Origin of the sequence: Aequorivita sp. CIP111184 (genome assembly GCF_900489465.1) — a bacterium.
GTDB lineage: Bacteria > Bacteroidota > Bacteroidia > Flavobacteriales > Flavobacteriaceae > Aequorivita.
Genome location: NZ_UEFQ01000028.1, coordinates 196,731 through 217,181 on the forward strand (window position 1 = coordinate 196,731; position 20,451 = coordinate 217,181).

The following is a 20,451-nucleotide window of genomic DNA, read 5'->3' on the forward strand; positions in this document are numbered from 1 at the left end:
TATTGTGCTTAATGAGCTAAGTTTATACCAATATTTGCTAATACACTTTGTTAATTTTCAATGATTTAGCACTAATTAGATAATTAAAACAATAGTGTGTGGATAATAGTGAAAATTTGAAAATTAGCATTGCAGTCGAATACTCGCAGTCTTTTCAACTACTAATTCCTTTTTAAGCTCGAAGCGGAGGCTTTTCTTATTTAAAAGATTATGAGATGCTTATGAAAAGTATTTGGGCTAAAGATTCAATCTTTTGAGTTAATCTTGGATAATTCCTTTTGCTAAATTAGCAACGCAAAGAATTGCTATGAAGAAGAGAACCCCGTCTGAAATATTTTCAGCGGGGTTTTTTTTATTTGTTCTGGTGTTTTTTGCGAAAATGGGATGGTGAGATATCATACTTTTCCTTAAAAATTTTTGAAAAGTAACTCTTACTGCTCAGCCCAATAGCATTTACAATTTCTGAAATGCTCAAATCCGTTTGGATTAAAAGGCTATAGGCTGTATCTAGACGCTTCTTTTGAACGTAGTTGTTCACGGTAGAACCGTACAGTTTTTTAAAACCTTCCTGCAATTTGTTAATGTTGAGGCCCGCCTCCCTAGCCAGATTTTCCACTGTTGGTATTTGCGAAATGTTGTTCTCTATTAAATTGGAGATGTGGTGAATCTGTTTCAGTTCAGATGAACGTAGCAAGGTTCTGCTGCCTTCATCCATTCTATCGTCTTGGTATTGTAGTATTTGATGCGTTAAAATTTGATAAGCCATGCCTTCTAAAAAGAGCTTGCGCATAAAATTTTCAGCAGCAAAGCCGGTCATTTCGTCCAAAATTCCAGAAATGTTTAGGCTGTAGTTTCCATTGTAATAAAAGGACCCGCTGGCCGTAATGTCCTTAAACAGCTGTTCCAGTTCTTCATCAAGGCTATTAATGTCGCACTCCATTTTTGTCTGAAATTTCTCCCGATCAATCTCGAGACTGTTCACTTTTATTGTTTCGCCTGCCTTAAATCTTAATACGTGGCCGTTTTGTTTACTGCTGGCTACAATAGCGTTTTGGTATTGCTTAATTTCGTGCAGGTCGTCCTCGTTTTCAAAACGATGATGAAGGATTCCGCTAACGGTATAGAGGAATTTCAGCGGGTGAACATTGTTTACAACAAAATGTATTTCCAGATCTTCATTAAATAGGCAATCGTATTGTAAGAGTCCCAAGCCACCTTCAAAGTTGATACCGCGGATGCTGCCTTCACCTACTGATGGAGGAAGTTTGAGCAAATATTCGCCACAGTTTTCGGAATAGGGAATGTCGAAAACTTCTGCTATGTCCCTAATCACATCTTTAAGTGGAAGTGAGTTAACTTGAATGGAATTCATGAGGTTGTTGTTTTGCTCGACCAAAATACTACATTGCTTTGAAACACATTACTACAGATACTTTATTTTGTTTAACTGGAATGTAGTTTTTTTGTAGCATATTGCTTTATAGTATTTTAAACGAATCGTTTTAATAAAATAACCGCCTAAAAATATGTTTTTAGGCGGTTTGCTTTATTTCTTAAAGTAAAATCTTACTCATAATATCTTTTGCGCTTTCTCCGCATTTGTCTAAAGATTGAAAGCAACAGGCAAGCGCTCAAAACGTAGAAAGCTGTTTTGGCGGGTTCTATTGGGCCAAATCCCAAGCCTAAAAAACCCAGGACGGCGGCAACTACTGTAAGAAACAGAAAAAGTATAGTCCAGATCATAATAAAGAGTGTATAGGTTTGTAAAATCTTATGAATCAGGTTGTAAAGATATTATATTGTTAAATTTTTAACTAATGAAATCCGAAGATTTTTTAACGCATTTAATTAAAAGCTTTTTGTGCTAATGCTCTTAAAAAATATTATGTAGTGACGCTTTTTACTGAAATACTATTAATAGGCTGTAGAGGTAGTGATGATTCAGAACCAACCGAAGTTCCGATTAACAATGCTTTTACCGCAACATTTGCAGAAGCTTGCATAACAATTTATGACGCTATTATTGCTAAGTTTTTCAACCAAAATTTCCCCATCAAGGCTTGTAAAGAACATATTAATTTTGGAAGGAAAGGAAGTAGTAATTTTTTTTCTGTTATCCAAATATTTTTAGAAGGGTTGCTTTTTTGAGCGGCTTTTCTATAAAATCAATAACTAAGGGATTTTCTTTTGCACGGTTAATGTCCTTTGGTTCAACGGAGGATGAGAGTATGTAAATATCGTACTGCTCTTTTATTGAGGTATCAAAAAGCTCAAACTTTTCGAGGTATTCCCACCCTGAAAGTGTAGGCATATTAATATCGAGAAATAGTATTGTTTTTCCATCGGGAGGATTATAGCAGGGTTCATATTTCATAAATTCCAATCCATCTTCGGGAACAGTAAACGCGTTAATTTGCACTAAGTCAAATGACTTTTTTAAAATCATTTTAGTGAGAGAATTATTTAGTGGGTCATCGTCAACGAGAAGGAACCGTTTTTTTATTTGTGCCATTTTGTTTCAGATTTAAATCTCAAATTCTATTGTAAATTTTGTTCCTTTATTGAGTTCGCTTGCAATAGCTATTTTTCCACCGAGCAACTCTACTTGAGTTTTCACCATAAATAGCCCCATGCCCTTTCCTTCAACATGGGAATGGAAGCGATTATAAAGCCCGAAAATTTTATCTTCTTTGGTTGTCATATCCATACCCAAACCATTATCTATAAATATAAGGATTATTTTTCCGTTTTCTTTTTTACTTTTTATTTCGATGAGTGGCGGTACGTTTGGCATACCGTATTTAATGCTATTGCTAATTAGGTTATAGAAGATGCTATATATATAAATTTTGAGTGAATAAATTTCGGCTACATCTGAAAAGTCGGATATAATGCGTACGCGATGTTTGTCAATAAGATTGGCTATGCTCATCTTGATATCATTCACAAGTTTAGAAAAGATAACGGGTTCCTTTTTTTCGTGAACTTCTTGTTTGCTCTGCAAAATAGTATTGATATCTTTGATAACGGCATCGAGTCCTGTTACAGATGCCGAAAGTCCTTGTAGAGATTCTTTTTGCTCCTGCGGGGTGAGTGTTTCATCCTCTAAAATTTCTGCGAAACCTATAATGTTGGCCGTTGGTGCACGAAGGTTGTGCGATACCATATATGAAAACTGCTCCAGATCGCTATTGCGTTGAACAATATCAGAAATCATTTTTGCGCGTTCATTCTCTGCTTTTTTTTCTTTCGTCAGATCTCTTAATATACCGTGAATGAAAAGAGGATTGCGATGGGAGTCAAACTCAAACTTCCATTTGGATAATGCGTATCCTGATTCACCGTTTTTTCTTATAAAACGAAACTGAAATGATGAATCTGCATATATGGAGAGCGCTTCCTCCATAGTGCTGACCGCCATAGCCCTGTCATCGGGATGTACAAACAACATGAAGGCTTCACGAGAGGGTATTACCTCTTCAGTTACCCCTAAAATTCTATAAAATTCATCAGACCAACTTTGTTTATTAGTTACCATATCTACTTCATAACTACCCACCTGAGCTATGCGTTGTGCAACTTTTAGTTTCGCTTCGCTTCTTATGACTTTGTCTGCTGCTTTTTTACTTTCCGTGATATCCTGGCAAGTACCAGCTGCAACCATAGGCGAACCCTTTTCATCCTTGGTAACGCTCCAATTTTCTTCTACCCATTTTTCGATGCCTTGCAAGGTTATAATGCGGTGTTCTATTGAACTAGAACCGCTCTTGTTTAGTGAATCCTTAAAGGCTTTATCTATCATCTTCCTGTCTTCAGGATGAACAAAACTTTGAATGGGTAAATAGGATGGTTCAAAATTATTAGGATCCGTTCCATAAAGACGGTACATTTCTTCTGACCAGTTTACTTGCCACGTTTGCAAATCTGTTTCCCAATTACCTACTTTGGCAACTGACTGTGCTGTAATGAGACGTGTTCTTTCTATCTCTAATTCGGTAGCAAGTTTACGGTACTTCTGCTCGCTTTCCCTAATTTTTGTTTCAGCATTTTTGCGATCCGTAATGTCTTGGAAACTTCCATGTATCTTTATACATTTCTCGTTTAAAAAATTTCCTTCGCCTATTGTACGTACCCATTTCTCGTTTCCTTTAAAAGTGATTATCTTCAATTCTTCATCCCATGGCGTGCCATTTTCTATACAATCTTGTACTTTTTGACTAATGGTATCTCTATGAATACCTTCCTTAAAATAACTTATGCCCTCACCTAACTGCGGAACATAATCTTTATCAACTTCACGAATTTCCTTTGTAATGTCTGACCAATAAACACTTTCCGTTACCACATCAATTTCCCAGCTGCCAACTACTGCAAGCCTGTTTGATTTTTCTAAAAGGACTTCTAAATGATTTTTTTCGGTAATATCTGAAACCATTCCTAAAGTACCTTTATAATTCCCTGATTTATTAAAAATGGGATTGGCAGATATGTTAGTGAGAACATGTTTTCCATTTTTAGATATAAAACCAAGCTCATAGTTTTCAGCTATTCCTTTTTTTCTTCTTTCTAAAGCCATCAAAAACTTTTCCTTTCCATTCACATCCATAAAAGAAAAAGGTTCTTTACCCAATATTTCTTCTTCAGTGTATTCAAGTATCTCGCATATTCTTTTATTTACAAAAATTATCTTGCCGTTTTCATCGAGTTGCCAAATTCCCTCTTGCGCTGTTTCTACAATGTGGCGATATTGCTTTTCACTTTTTTCTATTACTTTACGGGATATTATTTGTTCAGTAATGTTATTTAGAAAAAAGGAAACGCCTTCAATTTCTCCTTCACCATTTCTGTAAGCCTGATAGACGAAGTTTATATAGAAATTAGTCAATTCACCTTTTCCTTCCGTATCTACCTTAACTAATTTCTCCGTGCCGGTGTACGATTCGCCGGTCTGGTATACCTGATCTAACATGCTAACAAAGCCTTGTTCTTTTACTTCCGGAAGCACTTCTGCCACTGTCTTTCCTATAATATCTTTTTTGCCGATCAATTGTAAATACAGGGGGTTGGCCATTTCGAAAACATGATTGGCACCCTTTAACATACCAATAGCCGATGGTGCTTTTAAAAACATATCGTAAAACTGGTCCCTTTGATTTTCTGTGGCTTTTTCCAGATTCTTTTTCTCGGTTACATCTTTAGCAATGCAAAACATTAATTGGAGCTTTTCATCCCAGTTGACGGACCATAGTATTGGAACCACTTTTCCGTTTTTGTGCACATATCTGTTTTCAAAGAGTGGCATCTGGATTCCCCTAGCTATTTTTTCAGCCGCCTTGGTTGTAATATCTAAATCTTCAGCATACACAAGATTCATAAATTTTGTACCAATAAGCGCTTCAGGTGCGTAACCCCAAACTTGCTGTGATGCAGCGCTGACATTTACAAACTCGCCATCAGCATTTATCGTACAAATAACATCTAATGAGGAATCTAGTATTTTATGAAGTTCAGCAACCGCTTTTTCTAACTCATTTGAAGTAGCATTAAGTTTATTCTCTGCTGTTTTGCGCTCTGTTATATCCTGGCAGGTTCCAACTGCACGAACAGGTTGCCCTTGTGCATCTCGGAAAATTTTCCATCTTTCACATACATGCTTCAACCCGCCATTTGTTGTAATTATCCTGTGCTCAAAAGAAGTTATGGTGTGACTATTTAATGAATTTTCTAATGCAGCGTTTAGATTATTACGTTCATCTTGAGGTATAAAAGAAAGAAAGGCTTCATGGGTAACTTGAAATTTTTGGGGATCGGTTTCAAAAATATGGTGTGTTTCATCTGACCATACTATACTAAAGGTTTGCAGGTCTGTTTCCCAACTTCCAATTTTAGTAACAGCTTGCGCTTCATTTAATCTTGATTCACTCTTTTGTAGTTTTTGTTCGGCTATTTTTCGTTGAGTAATATTTTGGTGTGAGACCACTACCTTAGAATCATCTTCACCAAATTTAGTGACGGAAAGATTAAACCATCGTTGCTCTGTTAAAGAATGACAGGGATATTCCATTTCGAACTTTTCCTCTTCCTTTTTTAAAACAGATTGAATACCGGATAATGATTCTGCTGCATCACTATCTCCATTTTCTATGGATCGTTTACAAACATCAAAGTAATTGCTACCTATAGAAACACGTGAAAGCCTTGTTTCTCCATTTTCCTTTGCAAAATCATCCCAGGCTTTGTTAACGGATATAATATTTCCATCTTCATTAATAACAGCTATCTGCGAACCGAGGGAAGAAAGCACACCTTTATTGAATGTTTCACTTTCTATTAAAAGTTGTTCTGCAAGTTTTCTTTCACTTATATCCCGAACTATCATTGAAGTTCTTTCCTCGCCATTAGCATTTTTATAAACAACAGAAGTAAACTCACCTGGAAATGTCTCCCCATTTTTACGAATTGCTGTAACCTCAGCTTTTACCTTACCTGTACGCTGGCGTTCTTCAAGAGCTGCAGACAGTCGAGGGTCTGTGGTATCTACTAAACCAAATCTACCTGCTTCGCAAATTTCTTTCTCACTCATCCCAAACATAGTACAGGCAGCAGGATTTGCCGCAAGTATTTTTCCATCAGTTACTGTAAGGAGTATGGCATCCAAACTGTTCTCAAAAAGTGAATGATACTTCTCCTCGCTGTTATATAAGATTTGTTCTGCCTGTTTTCTGTCAGTAATATCAGAGACGATCTTCGCTGCTCCAATAATTTTCCCGTTGTTGTCTTTAATCGGGGAGATCGTGAGCGAAACATCTACTCTTGTTCCATTTTTTGTAAGCCCTACGGTTTCAAAATGCTGTACAGATTCTCCTCTTTTTATGCTTTCGATAAATTCCGATTCTTCCTGCAAACAGTCAGGTGGAATAATTATGGAGATGTTTTTGCCAAGGGTTTCTGCTGCTGAATAACCAAAAAGCTTTTCTGCGCCAATGTTCCAACTGCTAATTATTCCATCCAATGTTTTGCTAATAATGCCATCATTAGAAGCATTAACGATAGCAGCAAGATGTGCATGGTCATCAATCATGCGCTCACGTTCTTTTTCACAGCTAAATTTCTCAATTGCATTCAGTACCGCCTGAGGCAAGCGATGCAAGCGGTCTTTGGGGATATAATCATCAGCCCCAGCTTTCATTACTTCCACAGCATATTCATCTGATACAGTTGCTGTAACCAGTATGAAAGGAATTTTTAAATCTTGTAGTTTCAATATCCTTATTGCTTCAAATGAATCAAAGGAAGTAAGGGTATGGTCTGCTAAAATGATGTCTGGAGCAAATTCTTTGAGTGCCTTTACAAAGGCTGTTTTAGTGCCAACAACCAATTTCTCAAATTGAATATTTCCTTTTTTCAATTCGCTTTCTACTAATTCAGCATCAGTAGGCGAATCTTCAAGGTGGAGTATTTTTAATTTAGTGTTCAATTTGTCGGGGATGTTGTTTGCTTTTTTAAACTGGAGGTTGATTCTTCAACAGCCAATAAAAACCAAGGTCTATAACGGTTTTCTAAATTCATCAAATTCAAGCGGCTTTAATATATAGTTGTTTGCACCAAGCGAATAGGCGCGTTCCTTACCATATATAGATATAGATAAACCATCTGTATAGAGCTTTTCTTTTTCATCAATCAGCAAATGTAAGAAAACAATCCTTTTTCCTACAAGTTAAATTTTGTCCCCAACCAATCTTTCAAAATCTTGAGCTTGAATCTGTTAAAAACAGCATTCCGACAAATAAGATTCCTCCTAATTTCATTTTCTTGAATATTGCATAACTATTATAATTATACAGAAAGTTCCTATATAAAACTCAAACAGTATGCTGACACCAAAAAAATAATTTTCTTTAAATAGCGCTATCTATAATCTCCTGCACCACCTCTGGATTTAGCAGTGTAGAGATATCGCCCATATTATTGGTGTCTTTCTCAGCAATCTTTCTAAGAATACGGCGCATAATTTTTCCGCTTCGGGTTTTGGGCAGGCCCGTGGTAAACTGGATTTTGTCCAATTTTGCAATTGGACCAATATGCTCTGTGATTATTTGGTTTATCTCTTTTCGCAGGTTTTCGTGCAGACGGGTTTCTCCAATTTCCTTCAATATCACAAAACCGTAAAGCGCATTCCCTTTCACATCGTGCGGGAAGCCCACAATGGCACTTTCCGCCACTGCAGGGTGTTCGTTTATGGCATCTTCAATAGGTGCGGTGCCCAAATTGTGTCCAGAAACAATAATTACATCATCTACACGGCCTGTAATTCGGTAAAAACCTGTGCTGTCTCGCAATGCTCCATCCCCCGTAAAATATTTATTATCATAAGCCGAAAAGTAGGTGTCACGATAGCGTTCGTGGTTTCCCCAAATAGTACGTGCCATAGCAGGCCATGGAAATTTAATACACAATCGGCCACTCACTAAGTTTCCTTTTAGTTCTTCACCATCCTCGCCCATCAATGCAGGTTGTATTCCTGGCAACGGCAAAGTTGCATAAGTGGGAATGGTTGGTGTGGAGTAGGGTATTGGCGAAATCATAATACCACCCGTTTCAGTCTGCCACCAAGTATCTACAATAGGACAGTTTCTTTTCCCAATATTGTCATTGTACCAGTGCCAAGCCTCTTCATTTATAGGTTCGCCTACACTTCCTAAAATTTTGAGGGAAGAAAGATCGTAATTCTCCGAAAAATCTAAACGTTCCTTCGCCAAAGCACGAATGGCAGTGGGTGCTGTGTAAAATTGATTTACTTTGTGCTTTTCAATTACTTGCCAAAAACGTCCAAAATCTGGGTATGAGGGAACCCCCTCAAACATAACAGTTGTTGCGCCATTTGCCAACGGACCGTACACTATATAGCTATGGCCAGTAATCCATCCAATATCTGCTGTACACCAAAAAACATCGTTTTCGCGGTACTGGAAAACGTTTTTAAAAGTATAGGCCGTATAAACCATATAGCCAGCAGTGGTATGAACCATGCCCTTAGGCTTTCCAGTAGAGCCAGAAGTGTATAGAATAAACAAAGGATCTTCAGCATCTACAATTACAGGATCGCAGTCATGATAAGCTTCGTCCAATAATGGTTGTAACCATTTGTCTCGGTTTGGCTTCATTGGTATTTCAGTGTGGATGCGTTTGGCGACCAAAACAGTTTTTACACTGGGGCACGATTCTAGGGCTTCGTCAACTATACCTTTTAAATCTATAGTTTTACTGCCACGGTAGGAACCATCACTTGTAATGACCATTTTGCAATCTGAATCATTTATGCGTGTGGAAAGCGCAGTGGAAGAGAATCCGGCAAAAACTACTGAATGTATAGCGCCAATTCTTGCACAAGCCAGTAATGAAACTGCCAGTTCAGGAATCATTGGTAAATAGATACATACTCTATCTCCTTTTATTACACCATGATTTTTCAACACATTGGCAAACCTACAAACGCGTTCGTGAAGTTGTTTGTAACTTATATTTTCTGCCTCTTCGGAAGGGTCATTAGGTTCAAAAATTATAGCAGTTTTGTCGCCACGTGTGTAAAGATGTCTGTCTATGCAGTTTTCAGTAATGTTTAGCTTTGCACCTTTATACCAAGAAACTTCGGGTTTTGAGAGGTCATAATCCAGCACTTTGTCCCAGCGTTTGCGCCACATAAAATTTTCTTCTGCAATTTCTTCCCAAAAATTTTCTGGATCGCGTACTGATTTTCTATAAACTTGAAAATATTCTTCTAAATTTTTAATGTGGTAATTGCTCATTTTTTAAAGGATTTTGGGAGTACTCTTGAAAAGATATCTTTTCTTTCAGAAATATATTTAAATATCACGATTCTTTAAACTAAAACAGGAATTTTTATGAGGTGTTTTTAAATCAAGTATTTAAAATACGTTTCTGATTATTTAAAATCAACTAATTTTAAAATTTTCCAATAGTTTTTTAGTTGTTAAATATCCTAACTGATAAATAGCGTCTATATTTTTCATATCAAAAATTCCATAATTAATAAGTTCTTCTGGATAAATAATTAGATCGCATGAAGAAAACTTATTTAATGATTCTCCAGCTACTTTAATCTTATAAGCTCTTTCCACAACAGTATAAGAATGCTTTAGATCCTGTATGCTCATTTTTTCTAATGGATTTACATAAACACCAATTATTTTATCACATTTAGCTACTAATGGTTCAACGGGAAAATTGTTAAGTGTACCTCCATCAACATAATAGGAACCATTAATTTGCGTAGGTGTAAAAAGGCCGGGAAAAGAAGCAGATGCAATTATAGGTTTGATTAATTGCCCCTTACTGAAAATTTTTAGGGTACCTTTTATTATGTCTGTAGCTGTAATGTAGAGTGATTTCTTTAGGACTGCAAAATCATCGTCGGGAAAATATGCTTTAAGATCACCATAAAAATTTTCACTATCAATGAATCCAGGTTTATTGAATGCGTATCTATTGGGACGAAATATAGGAATGGTTTTAAAAAAGTTCAATATTTCCATATATGGCACATCATTAGCGTATAATGCTCCCACAATAGCCCCTGAACTGGTGCCAGAAATATGGGTGGCAAAGATACCTTTTTCTTCTAATGCTCTTATAGCACCAATGTGGGCTGCTCCTCTTGCTCCTCCCCCTGAAAGTACCAATCCGATTTTCATATATTATATGCTATTTAGACAGTAAATATATTAAAGGGTAAAGTTTGAAGCTATGACATAAATCATTTTAGCTTCAATATTCTGTAATTGCAAATTTTGTTATTATTTTTTCTAATATATATAGTTATCGAATTTTAACTGATTGGAAATTAACGTATAAATAATAAATAGATATGACCTACGTCATTTTATGAGAGTAATATTTATAATAGTTTTGATTTACAATAACTAATACCTTAATATCATGGCAAAACAACTTATTTTCAACTCAGATTTACATTTTGAACACAAACAATGGAGAAGTGAACTTGACTTTTGGGAAGACGAATTAAAATCTTTTAATAATCGCTTAGAAGAATTAGTGAATCGCTGGACAGACAAAGATGTGCTAGCACAACTAGAACATTTCCAAAATTCATTTATTCGCCATGGAGAGGTTATAGATAAATTGCAACACGATATCAATGTCCATGAAACAAATATGAGCTCTCTTGATGCAAAAGGCGAAAATTCGCTTGATAGGGATCATGTTAAAACTCATCTTGAGTTTAGAAATAGAATGGAAACTCAAAGACAGATCTATGCAAATCTTAAGAAAGACTTCTTTCAATTTCTTTCTAAGTATATGTAATTTTTAAAAATAGGAAGCCATAGTTTTTCTAAAAAAGGGTTTTCTATACTAAGAAATCAATTAAGGATGAAAAATTAAAAACTGTTTCTAAAAAGTAATTAAAATCTCTAGGGTAACTATAAATATGAAAAATTCTATCTACCTACTACTATTTTTTACGATCCTCTCGTGTAATAATTCTGAGAAAAAATCTTTGAATACTAATACAAATATAGAATCTACTGAAACAGAATCTATGTATTCAATAGATACTTCTGGAACTATTATAAATTGGACAGCTTATAAATTTACTGAGAAAGTGGGCGTGAAGGGAAAGTTTGACAATTTTATACTAGCTCCTAAAACGAAAACTGGTTCTGTAGAAAATATTTTGCTTGAATCCAAAGTGTCGATAAATACAATGTCGGTAAACTCTGGTAACGATATAAGAGATCCAAAATTAAAAGAATCCTTTTTCAAAATATTCCATACAGATACTATTAGAGGCGAAATTTTAAAAGCTGATCAAAATAAAGGATTATTAGCATTAGAGATGAACAATATAACTAATGAAATTCCTTTTAGCTATACGCTTAAAACCGATACCATTTTTATTGACGCAATTATTAATCTGACGGATTGGAAGGGCGAAGAAGCAATTAACTCTCTTAATAAGGTTTGTTATGATCTTCATAAAGGTGCTGATGGAATATCTAAACTTTGGCCGGATGTAAGTGTGAATATCAAACTCCCTGTTAATAAACCATGATACTACCAATTCGCATTTTATAGATAGAAAATTATTCTATTGACTTTTAAAAAACTGATTTATTTTTTTTTTAAATATCGAGATAACAATTCATAGAACTAAAAGTCAGGCACATCTTTAATCCGAACATAGGGATAACGATCCAATTTAGTGAGCGAGTAGTAACTATTTAATCCAGAAATGCCTATTGCGTTTGATGCTTCTAAATCTATATCATCATCCGTAAAGGCTGTTTTTGGTATAATCAAATCTTCTATTTCGCCTATAATCATAACAGTTCCGTTGATTGGGATCTCTATTTTTTCCCGAAACCGAAGTCCCATCTTAAAGTTGCTTTCTTTTACAAATGGTGCTTTAAAGTCTTTAATATATTCTTCCGTAAGCCCACATCTTTTAAATTCAGAAATGGCTATATCAAATTTGCCAGAGGTGTAATGTGCCTTTTTCACAAATTCGGGATGAATGTGATTTATAGTGTAAACTTCATTCTCTATTATATTGCTATAAGTGTGGCCCACATCTTCAGTTCGTGGACGCGAAATAAAACCTAAAAGTGGTGGATTGCTACCTAAATGCACCACACTGCTGAAAATAGCTACGTTGGTTCTACCGCTACCATCAATGCTTCCAATTAGATTTGCAGGTTTTATACCCGTAACCGAGTTGATGATTTTCAATCGGGTAATTCGGTCTAAATTTTCGATGTCGTTTTTGCAGTAATGCATTTTTTGTAGGATAGTATAAATTATCTTTTACTAATTTTATTTCCTGAGATTGCTTTCTGCCGCGAGCATTTAAAACGGTTAATTTCAGAACTTCTTTTTTTGAGATGTTTTTGACTTACACCACTGTTCACCCGTTTTCGCCACAGTTTAAAACTACTTTCCTTTAGGTTGCCCCGCATTATTTTAATTACCTCTTTCTCGGGAAATCCAAATTGAAATTCAATAGCTTCAAATGGCGTGCGATCTTCCCAGGCCATTTCTATAATTCGGTCCAATTGTCTTTCGGTTAAATGTTTATCAATCATGCCTCATTTACTTTTTCCCAAGTTTGATCCACATTTAGATAGAAGCTGCCACTATGTTTAAAATTGCACTGCTCGGGAGCAATAAGAGAAAGAAAACGAGTACCTTTTTCCCTCTGATAAAGATGGTATATTTCGCCAATTACGGGCTCAAAACTAAATTCTGAATTGAAAATGAGGGTGTTGTACTCAAATTCACTAATCATTTTTTCATATTCAGCCTTAAGCTCTAAATATTTGGCATTTATTTTATGGTTAATTTTATTGATGCTTCTGTTTTTCCAAGTAGTGGTGTCCGTAGTTGTGATTACGGGAGCTCCCACAGATGTTGCATAGGGCTTTAGTGCAGCGTCATAGCGCTGGGTTTCGGTGTTGAAAACTACGTTATCTGGTTTTTTTTTGTCAATCATTATCTGTTTTGGCTTCAGTTCAACTTTTCAAGTTGTTTCATAACCTCTTCAGCTTCAAAAGCTTTTTGATCACTCAGTTTTCTATTTATGGTAGAAAGTTTAAAGGATTCTTTCTGTAGTTTTTGATATTTTTCCTGCAATTTTTCTTTTTCTGATTTATTTTTAAAAATTCCAAACATAACTTTTTTATAGAATTGATTAACCAATTTCTCTGTGGGTGAAGATACAAAATGTTTAACTTAAAGAGAAGTTGTTTAAACAAAATTTTCTAATAAAAGAATCTATTCTTTATGGTGACTTCTAAATCTTAATTATAGGCCCTAAATATGTAATGCTATAAAGATTAGTTATTTATAGTTTATTTCTGAATTTATAATTACTTTTCGATAGTGTTGAAAATATGCTACATAGTTTGCAATTGTGGTTTACTGAATATTTTCCGAACAACTTTTTTATAAATATTTAAAACTTATTTTAATTAACAATTAGCTTATGGCAGGAGAAACACAAGATCAAAATTGGCCATTACCTAAGTTTTATTTTGTGGTAGACTGGGGCGATACAAAAAATATTCCTTTTCAGGAAGTAAGTGGGCTAGATGTAGAAGCACAAATTATAGAATACAGGCATGGAAATAGTCCTGTTTTTTCAGAAATTAGTATGCCGGGTATTGTAAAGAAAAGTAATGTAAAATTACGTAAAGGGATCTTTGTAAAGGATAACGCTTTTTGGGATTGGTTTATGAAAATCAAAACGAATACCATCGAACGTCAGCATGTAATAATTAAGCTATTGGACGAAGGCGGAAACCCTACTATGACATGGACACTAAGTAATGCCTGGCCAGTAGAAATAACGTCGACAGACCTGAATGCTGAAGGGAGCGAAGTGGCTATTGAAAGTATAGAGATTGCCCACGAAGGCTTAACTATTGCAAACAGTTAAAAAATACCGATGTCAGATTTTTTCCAAGAAGGGTTTATGCCGCCCACAGCGTTTTACTTCAGTGTTAATTTTAGAGGAAGCCCAGAGATGGACAGCAGTTTTCAAGAAGTGTCCGGTCTTAAAATAGATTTAGGCACAAAACAGAGAACAGCAGGTGGAGATAACAGCTTTGTTCAGGAATTACCTAACATACCCACATATTCAAATCTTATTTTAAAACGGTCTTTAATTCAGAATTCCAATCTCGACATGTGGTGTAAAAATGCTATAGAAAATTTTGAATTTGATCCAAAGGATGTTCGGTTATCCTTATTAGGAGCAGATGGAGGTGTTCTTGCTTCTTGGAATATTGTAAAAGCATATCCAGTATCTTGGGAGCTTTCTTTATTAAATAGTACATCAAACGAATTGGCTATTGCAGCCCTTGAACTTAAGTACCGTCTTTTTAGAAAAGAATCATAATTTTTTAAATAACAAAGCCCCGTTATCATTACGATAACGGGGCTTTTAGCGGAGAAAGAGGTAAGCGAACCTATCTCTTAATGCCTTTATTTATTAGTATTTCAGTCCTGTATCATTCTGAGGTAACCGAATAGGTCACCTTTAAAACCTTGTTGTAAAGATAAGGAATTTACTTGATTAATCCCTTTACTTTGCTGATTTCTAAACCCATAAAAGTGCAAAATTCATCAATTGTAACTAACTGATGAGCTTCTTTGTTTAGGTTTTCTTTAATCTTCTTGATTATCATCCTACCATAACGCTCGCTTTTTCCAGTTACTAATTGCACGTCTTTAGGATATACACAGATGCGGTTCATTTACTTTAAATTTAATATTAATACACTAACTATACTTTATCTATACCGTTGCTATAGAGCTCTTATTTACAATATACAACTTTTATTACGTTGAAAAAACTATCTATTTCGGAAGTTTTGGCAAATTATAAACACTTCGGAAGTGATTTAATTGGTTGATTATCAGTAGCCCGTATATTTGTTATTCATCATTAAAAATTGTAATTGTTATGGCAAAGTTAAAAGGTATTATTAAGTTAGAAGGAACATTGGACAATCTAACTTTTTACAAGGCACAAGAAGGCTATTTAGTAAAAACTAAAGGAGGTGTTTCTAAAGAGCGTATTAAAAATGATCCTGCATTTGAGCGTACTCGCGAAAATGGAAGTGAATTTGGAAGTTCTGCATCCTCTGGGAAGTTGTTAAGGACTTCGGTTAGAAATTTAATGATTAGAGCGAAGGACAATCGTGTTTCAAGTAGAGTTACGCAAGTTATGACTCAAATTAAAAACTTCGATACAACCTCTATAAGAGGGAAAAGAAATGTGGCTATGGGATTGGCTACTCCTGAAGGCATCGCTACTTTAAAAGGCTTTGATTTCAACAAAAGAGCCATTCTGAGTGCTGTTCTGTTTGCTCCTTATAGTGTTAATACTACATCGGGTGAGATTGCAATTCCGAATTTGACTCCATCTAATGATATTTCATATCCAGGTGGCGCTACCCACGTTAGTTTTTCTTCTGCATTCTTAAACTTGGATTTTGAAACAACTGAGAGTGCAATTGAATACAGCCCGGTAATTAATCTTCCAATTGATACTACAAGTGCGTCACAAACTTTAGTTCCTGCTGGAGTTCCATCAGGTACTGGAAATGACATTTTCGTTCTTTTGATTGAGTTTTTTCAAGAAATCAATGGTGTTCAATATGTTTTAAAAAACGGTGCTTATAATGTTTTAAATATCGTTGAATTGGTATAAGTTTCATTCTGACCTTTGAAGCTGAAAGAGTCCTATGGTTATTCATCATAGGGCTTTTTCTTTTGCATATAATTAAAGAGCTATAGTTGTTTTGGTTATTCGTATTTTTAATAGGTCGCTTTAAAAAATAAAAATCCTACCGCTATGGAAAATCCTTTTGAAATATTGAATCAACGATTAGAACGCATAATAAGCGCCATTTATAAAATGTCCAATAAATTGAGTAGGAGGATAGTATTTTGTTCCTAACGCTTTGTTCAGTACATTAGAGCAATCCACGGTTTTGATTTCTTCGGAACAAAATAATGTGGATGGTGTAATACCATAAATTTCTGGGATACTCCATCCTGGCTCACCGGCTTCCATATAAGTAAATGGGGTAGTGGCCAAAAGCCTAATGGTATCATATTGTTTTTCTTTTATTTGCCAATACCCAATACGTAGGTGTGATACGTTTGGCCGCTCACTAGCGGGAACCACAGCTTCAAAGGGGTGGTAATCAACCCAATTGCTTCCGTTCCAAGCTTTCACTTCGATATCTTCAATGGAATATTTATGCTTTACCTGTCTTACTTCCCTACCACCGCGAATAACCTTTTGAGGTGGAATTAAATCCACATGTTTTTCAGGAGGAAATGTGTATCCCCCGATTTTATCTGAAACTGAACTCGGAACAAGACCTTTTTCAACCTTAAATTCAATATAGGTGTCTAACGGAATTATTTTATCTATTTGATTTGCGTTTGGGATGTTTTCGGAATAATGTAAATCAAAGGATTCATTTGTAAGCATATGAATACCTTTTACCAATTCATCTGTCCTGTCAATACCATTGGTTCCCTTGGGAAGAGGGGGGATTGCGGTTCTATCGACAGATTTTTCTTTTTCCCATTTCAATTTTACAGTGAAGCTCTTACAAACTTTTGCAAAAAGTATTTTTACGCACACCCGTAGATTAAGTTCGGCGTATATAAGAAAAGGTTTTGGAGCTTCTGCAGAGAAGATTGCGTCCAATGACAAACTTACGGCAACTATCCAAATATCAATATCAATAATACCTCCTGCAGCGATGTAACCTCCAATCTGTGGTCTTTCAAAACTAATATATCCTCCAACTTCCACATAAGCAGCAAGATGTACTTTCGCTGGGCCAAATTGTTTCTTGAGTTCAAAATCTACCCTTGCACCAGCCTCAATCCCCTGTGCTGAAAGCATAAGATAAGATTGAGCGGTTATAATGGTCAATACCCTTGCAGTTATAGGAACCTCCCTAGTTCCGAAATTTACATACCAAGCAGAGGGATAATCAAAGAAAAATCCGGATTGTACTTCGGCATAAAGATCAATCAACAATCCACTTTTCGGAATTTGGAAATCCGCGCCCATTCCTGATTCAATGGAGTTGTCCCCCCAGGCGATAAACGCGAAAAATGGTGGCTCTCCAGAATCATCCAAACCTAATCGGGCACTTAAAATACTCGCCCTGCCCTCTACCATAAATAGAGTTGGCAGCGAAAGTAAAATCATTACCCTTAATGAAATTAGGGTACCACTATCAAAACTAGTCCCAAGTACTGCACCCGCGCCAATAGAGAATGGGAAATCATAATCCTCTGTTCTTTCTGGACCACTGAATTTGGAAACATGGATTCCCTTTGGCGGATATGTGTAATATTCGTACCATGTATCTTCACCCGAAACAAGTCCTATTGCCTCTTTTTCCGCAACATACCTAAAGCCAAGGAGACCCCTAAATCCATATATTCCCAAAGGACCGATTGGAATAGGTGCCGGAAGATCTATAAAGGCATCAATAACAAAGGCCGGATACCTAGGTTGCATCTTCATCGCTGCACCACCAGCTATTTTAGCTTTTGGTAATTTAAGCGATATTTCACCTATATATTCAGGTGTTTCTCCGGGATCAGGCAATGAAAGCATACCATGGATTATTGCTACGGCACTTTCTGGACTAGCACTTCCTGGAATTATTAAATCGACTTCAATGGTTTGAATGTGTAGAAAACTATCGCTATCTGTATACTTGGGCTCATCATTTTCATCTAATTCATCATTATCAACTGTATAATAATATTTTATTCCTTCACCCCTGGCATCAATACCCAAAGGATCAAGGCTCATCGCACCATCGAAACCCCAATAATTATATTTGCGCATATCTCCGTCAAACTCAAGTTGTGTAGAACCGAAGTGAATGCCTGTTACGGCTATTTCGACAGGACCCAAATCCAGAGAAATATTAGTTGGAATGAAAGAATTACCTCCAACTATTTCAATACTTCCATTATCATATATTCTAAGTTGTGGAATCTCGATCTTCTGCCCATTTAGGATTTTATCCATCGTGGCATTATTTTCAAAAGAAATCTGGCACGAGGTTCCTAAATAAAAATGATCATCTTCTCTACCCATTTCAACGGTTAAAATATTAATTGTCAAAAAGTCGAATAATGTAACTACCAATCCATTATTTAGGGATGCAGTTAGATTAAAATCACCTTCTTCATTTATATGGCCGAGCAAATCTATTTTAGCTTCACCACCATCCTTTTTGAATTTTGGAATTGTTAGACTACCCGCAATATTCGATTCAGTTATTACATTTTGATGAAAATTCAAGTTGAAATAACTGAATCCAATTTTCCAACTGCCAATATCTACGTTTAACTCAGATTGACCATTATTGGGCAATCCGCCAACCGTTTCCAAAGCTATAATGCCAGAGATACCACCAGTACCGATCAGTAAATTTCTTCCTGCAATTTGCAGGGTTGTATTGTCAACATTGTCAAACCATTTTTTAGGCAATGTAATTGATACTAATTCGGCAAAAATTCCTTGGAAAGAATTCGGACGACCATCAGCATCAGCTTCGGGGATGTTCTTATCCGTTCTAAAATCAAATTTAAGAGTATCTATATCTATAAGTAAACCTGTATCTCCTATTTGGGAAGGGGTTAAATCAAAACTATCTGGGTTTAAGAACTCTAATCCTTTTTCAGAATGATAGGTCAAGCTTCCCACTGCATAGGTAAGCCTTGATTTAACCGTGTCATCTTCTATAACATTGCCCTCAGTATCAACAGGTTTTAACCATGTTCTTGGAAATGCTAAAGCAACTTCAATTACATCAACAGAAGCTGAAAATTTTGGAATAAATAGATTAACAATTGTATCAAGATTAAAATCTCCTACCCATCTATTAAAAAGAATATTTAGGTCGTCAAAACCTTCTGGCAAGCTGTTTTGGTTTATATAGTTGTTCAAAATGTAGATTATACTATCTAGATTTCTATTGTTTAATTGTTCAATTAAATCTATAACGTCAGTATAATAATCTCCGGATGTAGGATATGTTAGTGGTGGGTAACTATCATAAGCAGGATTTTGATTAAATTGATTTACAAATTCCTGAATAGGATATTCATAACCATTCAAAAATATTTCAACAGACTCAAAAAACAGCTCTTCTTTGGTTATGTTAAACATATCCAATAAAAGAAGAAAATAGTCTTCTACAGAACTCAAGTTCTCCAGTTTTACTTTTCGAATGTATTTTAATATTGGAAGGTTATAATAAATTGAAATTGGAATTTCTGTTGTACCTGAAGCAGTTCCTGGATTTAATAATAATTGAAAACCATCTTCACCTCCAAAAAGATTGAGGCCAACTTGCGCATTTATAAGTAGAACGAGATGATGATAAGCAGTGTCGCCATAAACACTTTTTTCAACATAATATGTTTTGTAAAATAGCTTGTTTGTAACAGCTTCAAAAGCAGTTATTAACGGCTCAGGTAATGTCTCTGGTCGTATAAGGGTATTAAGTGCTGGATAAAACTGTGGTGCTGGCATTAGTTGTCTTTTTTAATTAATCTGTATTCATTTTTAACAGTTACAATTTTAAAGTCATTTAAAAAACCTGAAATATTTCCCCCTACATCTCCGGTAATAAATGAGTTCTTTCCCTTTTTTAATGTTTTAAAGTTTCCATCTATATTTTGATCATAAACCGTAACAGGGTTTAATTCCCACTTAATAGTATCTAAATGAAAAACACTATTTTTATATTCATCTAATTCGACTTGAGGAAAAACACCAATAAAATATTCTTGATTTTGATATTTTATTAAATTGGAATAATTATAAATCGGATCTTTATCAAATACTTTTAATAT

At 35.4% G+C, this 20,451-nt stretch carries 17 protein-coding genes; 5 read left to right on the plus strand and 12 right to left on the minus strand.

Annotated features, from left to right (window positions below):
• Positions 1-352: 352 nt before the first annotated feature.
• From AEQU1_RS13855 to AEQU1_RS13875, 5 genes are all read right to left on the minus strand, one after another.
• Positions 353-1,372, minus strand: a complete 1,020-nt coding sequence (locus AEQU1_RS13855; protein WP_111882026.1) for an AraC family transcriptional regulator — start codon at positions 1,370-1,372, stop codon at positions 353-355.
• Positions 1,373-2,113: 741 nt separating this feature from the next.
• Entirely contained in the window at positions 2,114-2,512 is a 399-nt protein-coding gene (locus tag AEQU1_RS13860) for a two-component system response regulator (protein WP_111882031.1), read from the minus strand.
• A 12-nt stretch (positions 2,513-2,524) separates the two neighbouring features.
• On the minus strand, positions 2,525-7,477 hold the full coding sequence (locus AEQU1_RS13865) for a PAS domain S-box protein (protein WP_111882033.1): 4,953 nt from the start codon (positions 7,475-7,477) through the stop codon (positions 2,525-2,527).
• Between the two features lie 421 nt (positions 7,478-7,898).
• A complete protein-coding gene (gene acs, locus AEQU1_RS13870) occupies positions 7,899-9,806 on the minus strand; it encodes an acetate--CoA ligase (protein WP_111882034.1) in 1,908 nt (635 codons plus the stop codon).
• A gap of 147 nt (positions 9,807-9,953) precedes the next feature.
• Positions 9,954-10,712, minus strand: coding sequence for a patatin-like phospholipase family protein (locus tag AEQU1_RS13875; protein WP_111882035.1), 759 nt, complete (start codon positions 10,710-10,712; stop codon positions 9,954-9,956).
• A gap of 244 nt (positions 10,713-10,956) precedes the next feature.
• Between AEQU1_RS13875 and AEQU1_RS13880 the strand changes: the two genes are divergently transcribed.
• A complete protein-coding gene (locus AEQU1_RS13880; protein ID WP_111882037.1) occupies positions 10,957-11,343 on the plus strand; it encodes a hypothetical protein in 387 nt (128 codons plus the stop codon).
• A gap of 235 nt (positions 11,344-11,578) precedes the next feature.
• Entirely contained in the window at positions 11,579-12,091 is a 513-nt protein-coding gene (locus tag AEQU1_RS13885) for a YceI family protein (protein WP_220092319.1), read from the plus strand.
• Between the two features lie 98 nt (positions 12,092-12,189).
• Here the strand turns inward: AEQU1_RS13885 and AEQU1_RS13890 are convergent, their stop codons facing one another.
• The 4 genes from AEQU1_RS13890 to AEQU1_RS13905 are packed head-to-tail and all read right to left on the minus strand — an operon-like array spanning position 12,190 to position 13,707.
• On the minus strand, positions 12,190-12,816 hold the full coding sequence (locus tag AEQU1_RS13890; RefSeq protein WP_111882041.1) for a flavin reductase family protein: 627 nt from the start codon (positions 12,814-12,816) through the stop codon (positions 12,190-12,192).
• A gap of 20 nt (positions 12,817-12,836) precedes the next feature.
• Entirely contained in the window at positions 12,837-13,121 is a 285-nt protein-coding gene (locus AEQU1_RS13895) for a TIGR03643 family protein (RefSeq protein ID WP_111882042.1), read from the minus strand.
• Complete coding sequence (locus tag AEQU1_RS13900; protein WP_111882044.1) at positions 13,118-13,528, minus strand: DUF2452 domain-containing protein; 411 nt, start codon at positions 13,526-13,528, stop codon at positions 13,118-13,120. The genes AEQU1_RS13895 and AEQU1_RS13900 overlap by 4 nt, the downstream gene beginning before the upstream one ends.
• A gap of 14 nt (positions 13,529-13,542) precedes the next feature.
• The gene (locus AEQU1_RS13905; protein WP_111882077.1) at positions 13,543-13,707 is read right to left on the minus strand and encodes a Lacal_2735 family protein; all 165 of its coding nucleotides are present in this window, start codon (positions 13,705-13,707) and stop codon (positions 13,543-13,545) included.
• Positions 13,708-14,020: 313 nt separating this feature from the next.
• Here AEQU1_RS13905 and AEQU1_RS13910 point away from each other — a divergent pair, with 313 nt between their 5' ends.
• On the plus strand, positions 14,021-14,473 hold the full coding sequence (locus AEQU1_RS13910; RefSeq protein ID WP_111882046.1) for a phage tail protein: 453 nt from the start codon (positions 14,021-14,023) through the stop codon (positions 14,471-14,473).
• Positions 14,474-14,482: 9 nt separating this feature from the next.
• A complete protein-coding gene (locus AEQU1_RS13915; RefSeq protein ID WP_111882048.1) occupies positions 14,483-14,935 on the plus strand; it encodes a phage tail protein in 453 nt (150 codons plus the stop codon).
• Positions 14,936-15,104: 169 nt separating this feature from the next.
• Here the strand turns inward: AEQU1_RS13915 and AEQU1_RS13920 are convergent, their stop codons facing one another.
• On the minus strand, positions 15,105-15,293 hold the full coding sequence (locus AEQU1_RS13920) for a hypothetical protein (RefSeq protein WP_111882049.1): 189 nt from the start codon (positions 15,291-15,293) through the stop codon (positions 15,105-15,107).
• A 209-nt stretch (positions 15,294-15,502) separates the two neighbouring features.
• On the opposite strand from AEQU1_RS13920, the gene AEQU1_RS13925 reads away from it, so the two are divergent.
• A complete protein-coding gene (locus AEQU1_RS13925) occupies positions 15,503-16,252 on the plus strand; it encodes a hypothetical protein (protein WP_111882051.1) in 750 nt (249 codons plus the stop codon).
• Positions 16,253-16,429: 177 nt separating this feature from the next.
• Here the strand turns inward: AEQU1_RS13925 and AEQU1_RS13930 are convergent, their stop codons facing one another.
• Together AEQU1_RS13930 and AEQU1_RS13935 are read right to left on the minus strand one after the other, a co-directional pair.
• Positions 16,430-20,128 (minus strand): hypothetical protein, encoded by a 3,699-nt coding sequence (locus AEQU1_RS13930; protein WP_111882052.1) that lies wholly within the window; start codon positions 20,126-20,128, stop codon positions 16,430-16,432.
• Positions 20,128-20,451 (minus strand): hypothetical protein (locus AEQU1_RS13935; protein WP_181566785.1); only part of this gene is annotated, 324 nt, incomplete at its 5' end. The genes AEQU1_RS13930 and AEQU1_RS13935, both read right to left, overlap by 1 nt.

What these genes read in the sequence shown, in the direction of transcription:
- AEQU1_RS13915 (WP_111882048.1), top strand. Translation starts at nt 14,483, where the DNA reads ATGTCAGATTTTTTCCAAGAAGGGTTTATGCCGCCCACAGCGTTTTAC.
- AEQU1_RS13875 (WP_111882035.1), bottom strand. Translation starts at nt 10,712, where the DNA reads ATGAAAATCGGATTGGTACTTTCAGGGGGAGGAGCAAGAGGAGCAGCC.
- AEQU1_RS13920 (WP_111882049.1), bottom strand. Translation starts at nt 15,293, where the DNA reads ATGAACCGCATCTGTGTATATCCTAAAGACGTGCAATTAGTAACTGGA.
- AEQU1_RS13885 (WP_220092319.1), top strand. Translation starts at nt 11,579, where the DNA reads ATGTATTCAATAGATACTTCTGGAACTATTATAAATTGGACAGCTTAT.
- acs (WP_111882034.1), bottom strand. Translation starts at nt 9,806, where the DNA reads ATGAGCAATTACCACATTAAAAATTTAGAAGAATATTTTCAAGTTTAT.
- AEQU1_RS13900 (WP_111882044.1), bottom strand. Translation starts at nt 13,528, where the DNA reads ATGATTGACAAAAAAAAACCAGATAACGTAGTTTTCAACACCGAAACC.
- AEQU1_RS13860 (WP_111882031.1), bottom strand. Translation starts at nt 2,512, where the DNA reads ATGGCACAAATAAAAAAACGGTTCCTTCTCGTTGACGATGACCCACTA.
- AEQU1_RS13890 (WP_111882041.1), bottom strand. Translation starts at nt 12,816, where the DNA reads ATGCATTACTGCAAAAACGACATCGAAAATTTAGACCGAATTACCCGA.
- AEQU1_RS13925 (WP_111882051.1), top strand. Translation starts at nt 15,503, where the DNA reads ATGGCAAAGTTAAAAGGTATTATTAAGTTAGAAGGAACATTGGACAAT.
- AEQU1_RS13895 (WP_111882042.1), bottom strand. Translation starts at nt 13,121, where the DNA reads ATGATTGATAAACATTTAACCGAAAGACAATTGGACCGAATTATAGAA.
- AEQU1_RS13910 (WP_111882046.1), top strand. Translation starts at nt 14,021, where the DNA reads ATGGCAGGAGAAACACAAGATCAAAATTGGCCATTACCTAAGTTTTAT.
- AEQU1_RS13930 (WP_111882052.1), bottom strand. Translation starts at nt 20,128, where the DNA reads ATGCCAGCACCACAGTTTTATCCAGCACTTAATACCCTTATACGACCA.
- AEQU1_RS13880 (WP_111882037.1), top strand. Translation starts at nt 10,957, where the DNA reads ATGGCAAAACAACTTATTTTCAACTCAGATTTACATTTTGAACACAAA.
- AEQU1_RS13905 (WP_111882077.1), bottom strand. Translation starts at nt 13,707, where the DNA reads ATGTTTGGAATTTTTAAAAATAAATCAGAAAAAGAAAAATTGCAGGAA.
- AEQU1_RS13855 (WP_111882026.1), bottom strand. Translation starts at nt 1,372, where the DNA reads ATGAATTCCATTCAAGTTAACTCACTTCCACTTAAAGATGTGATTAGG.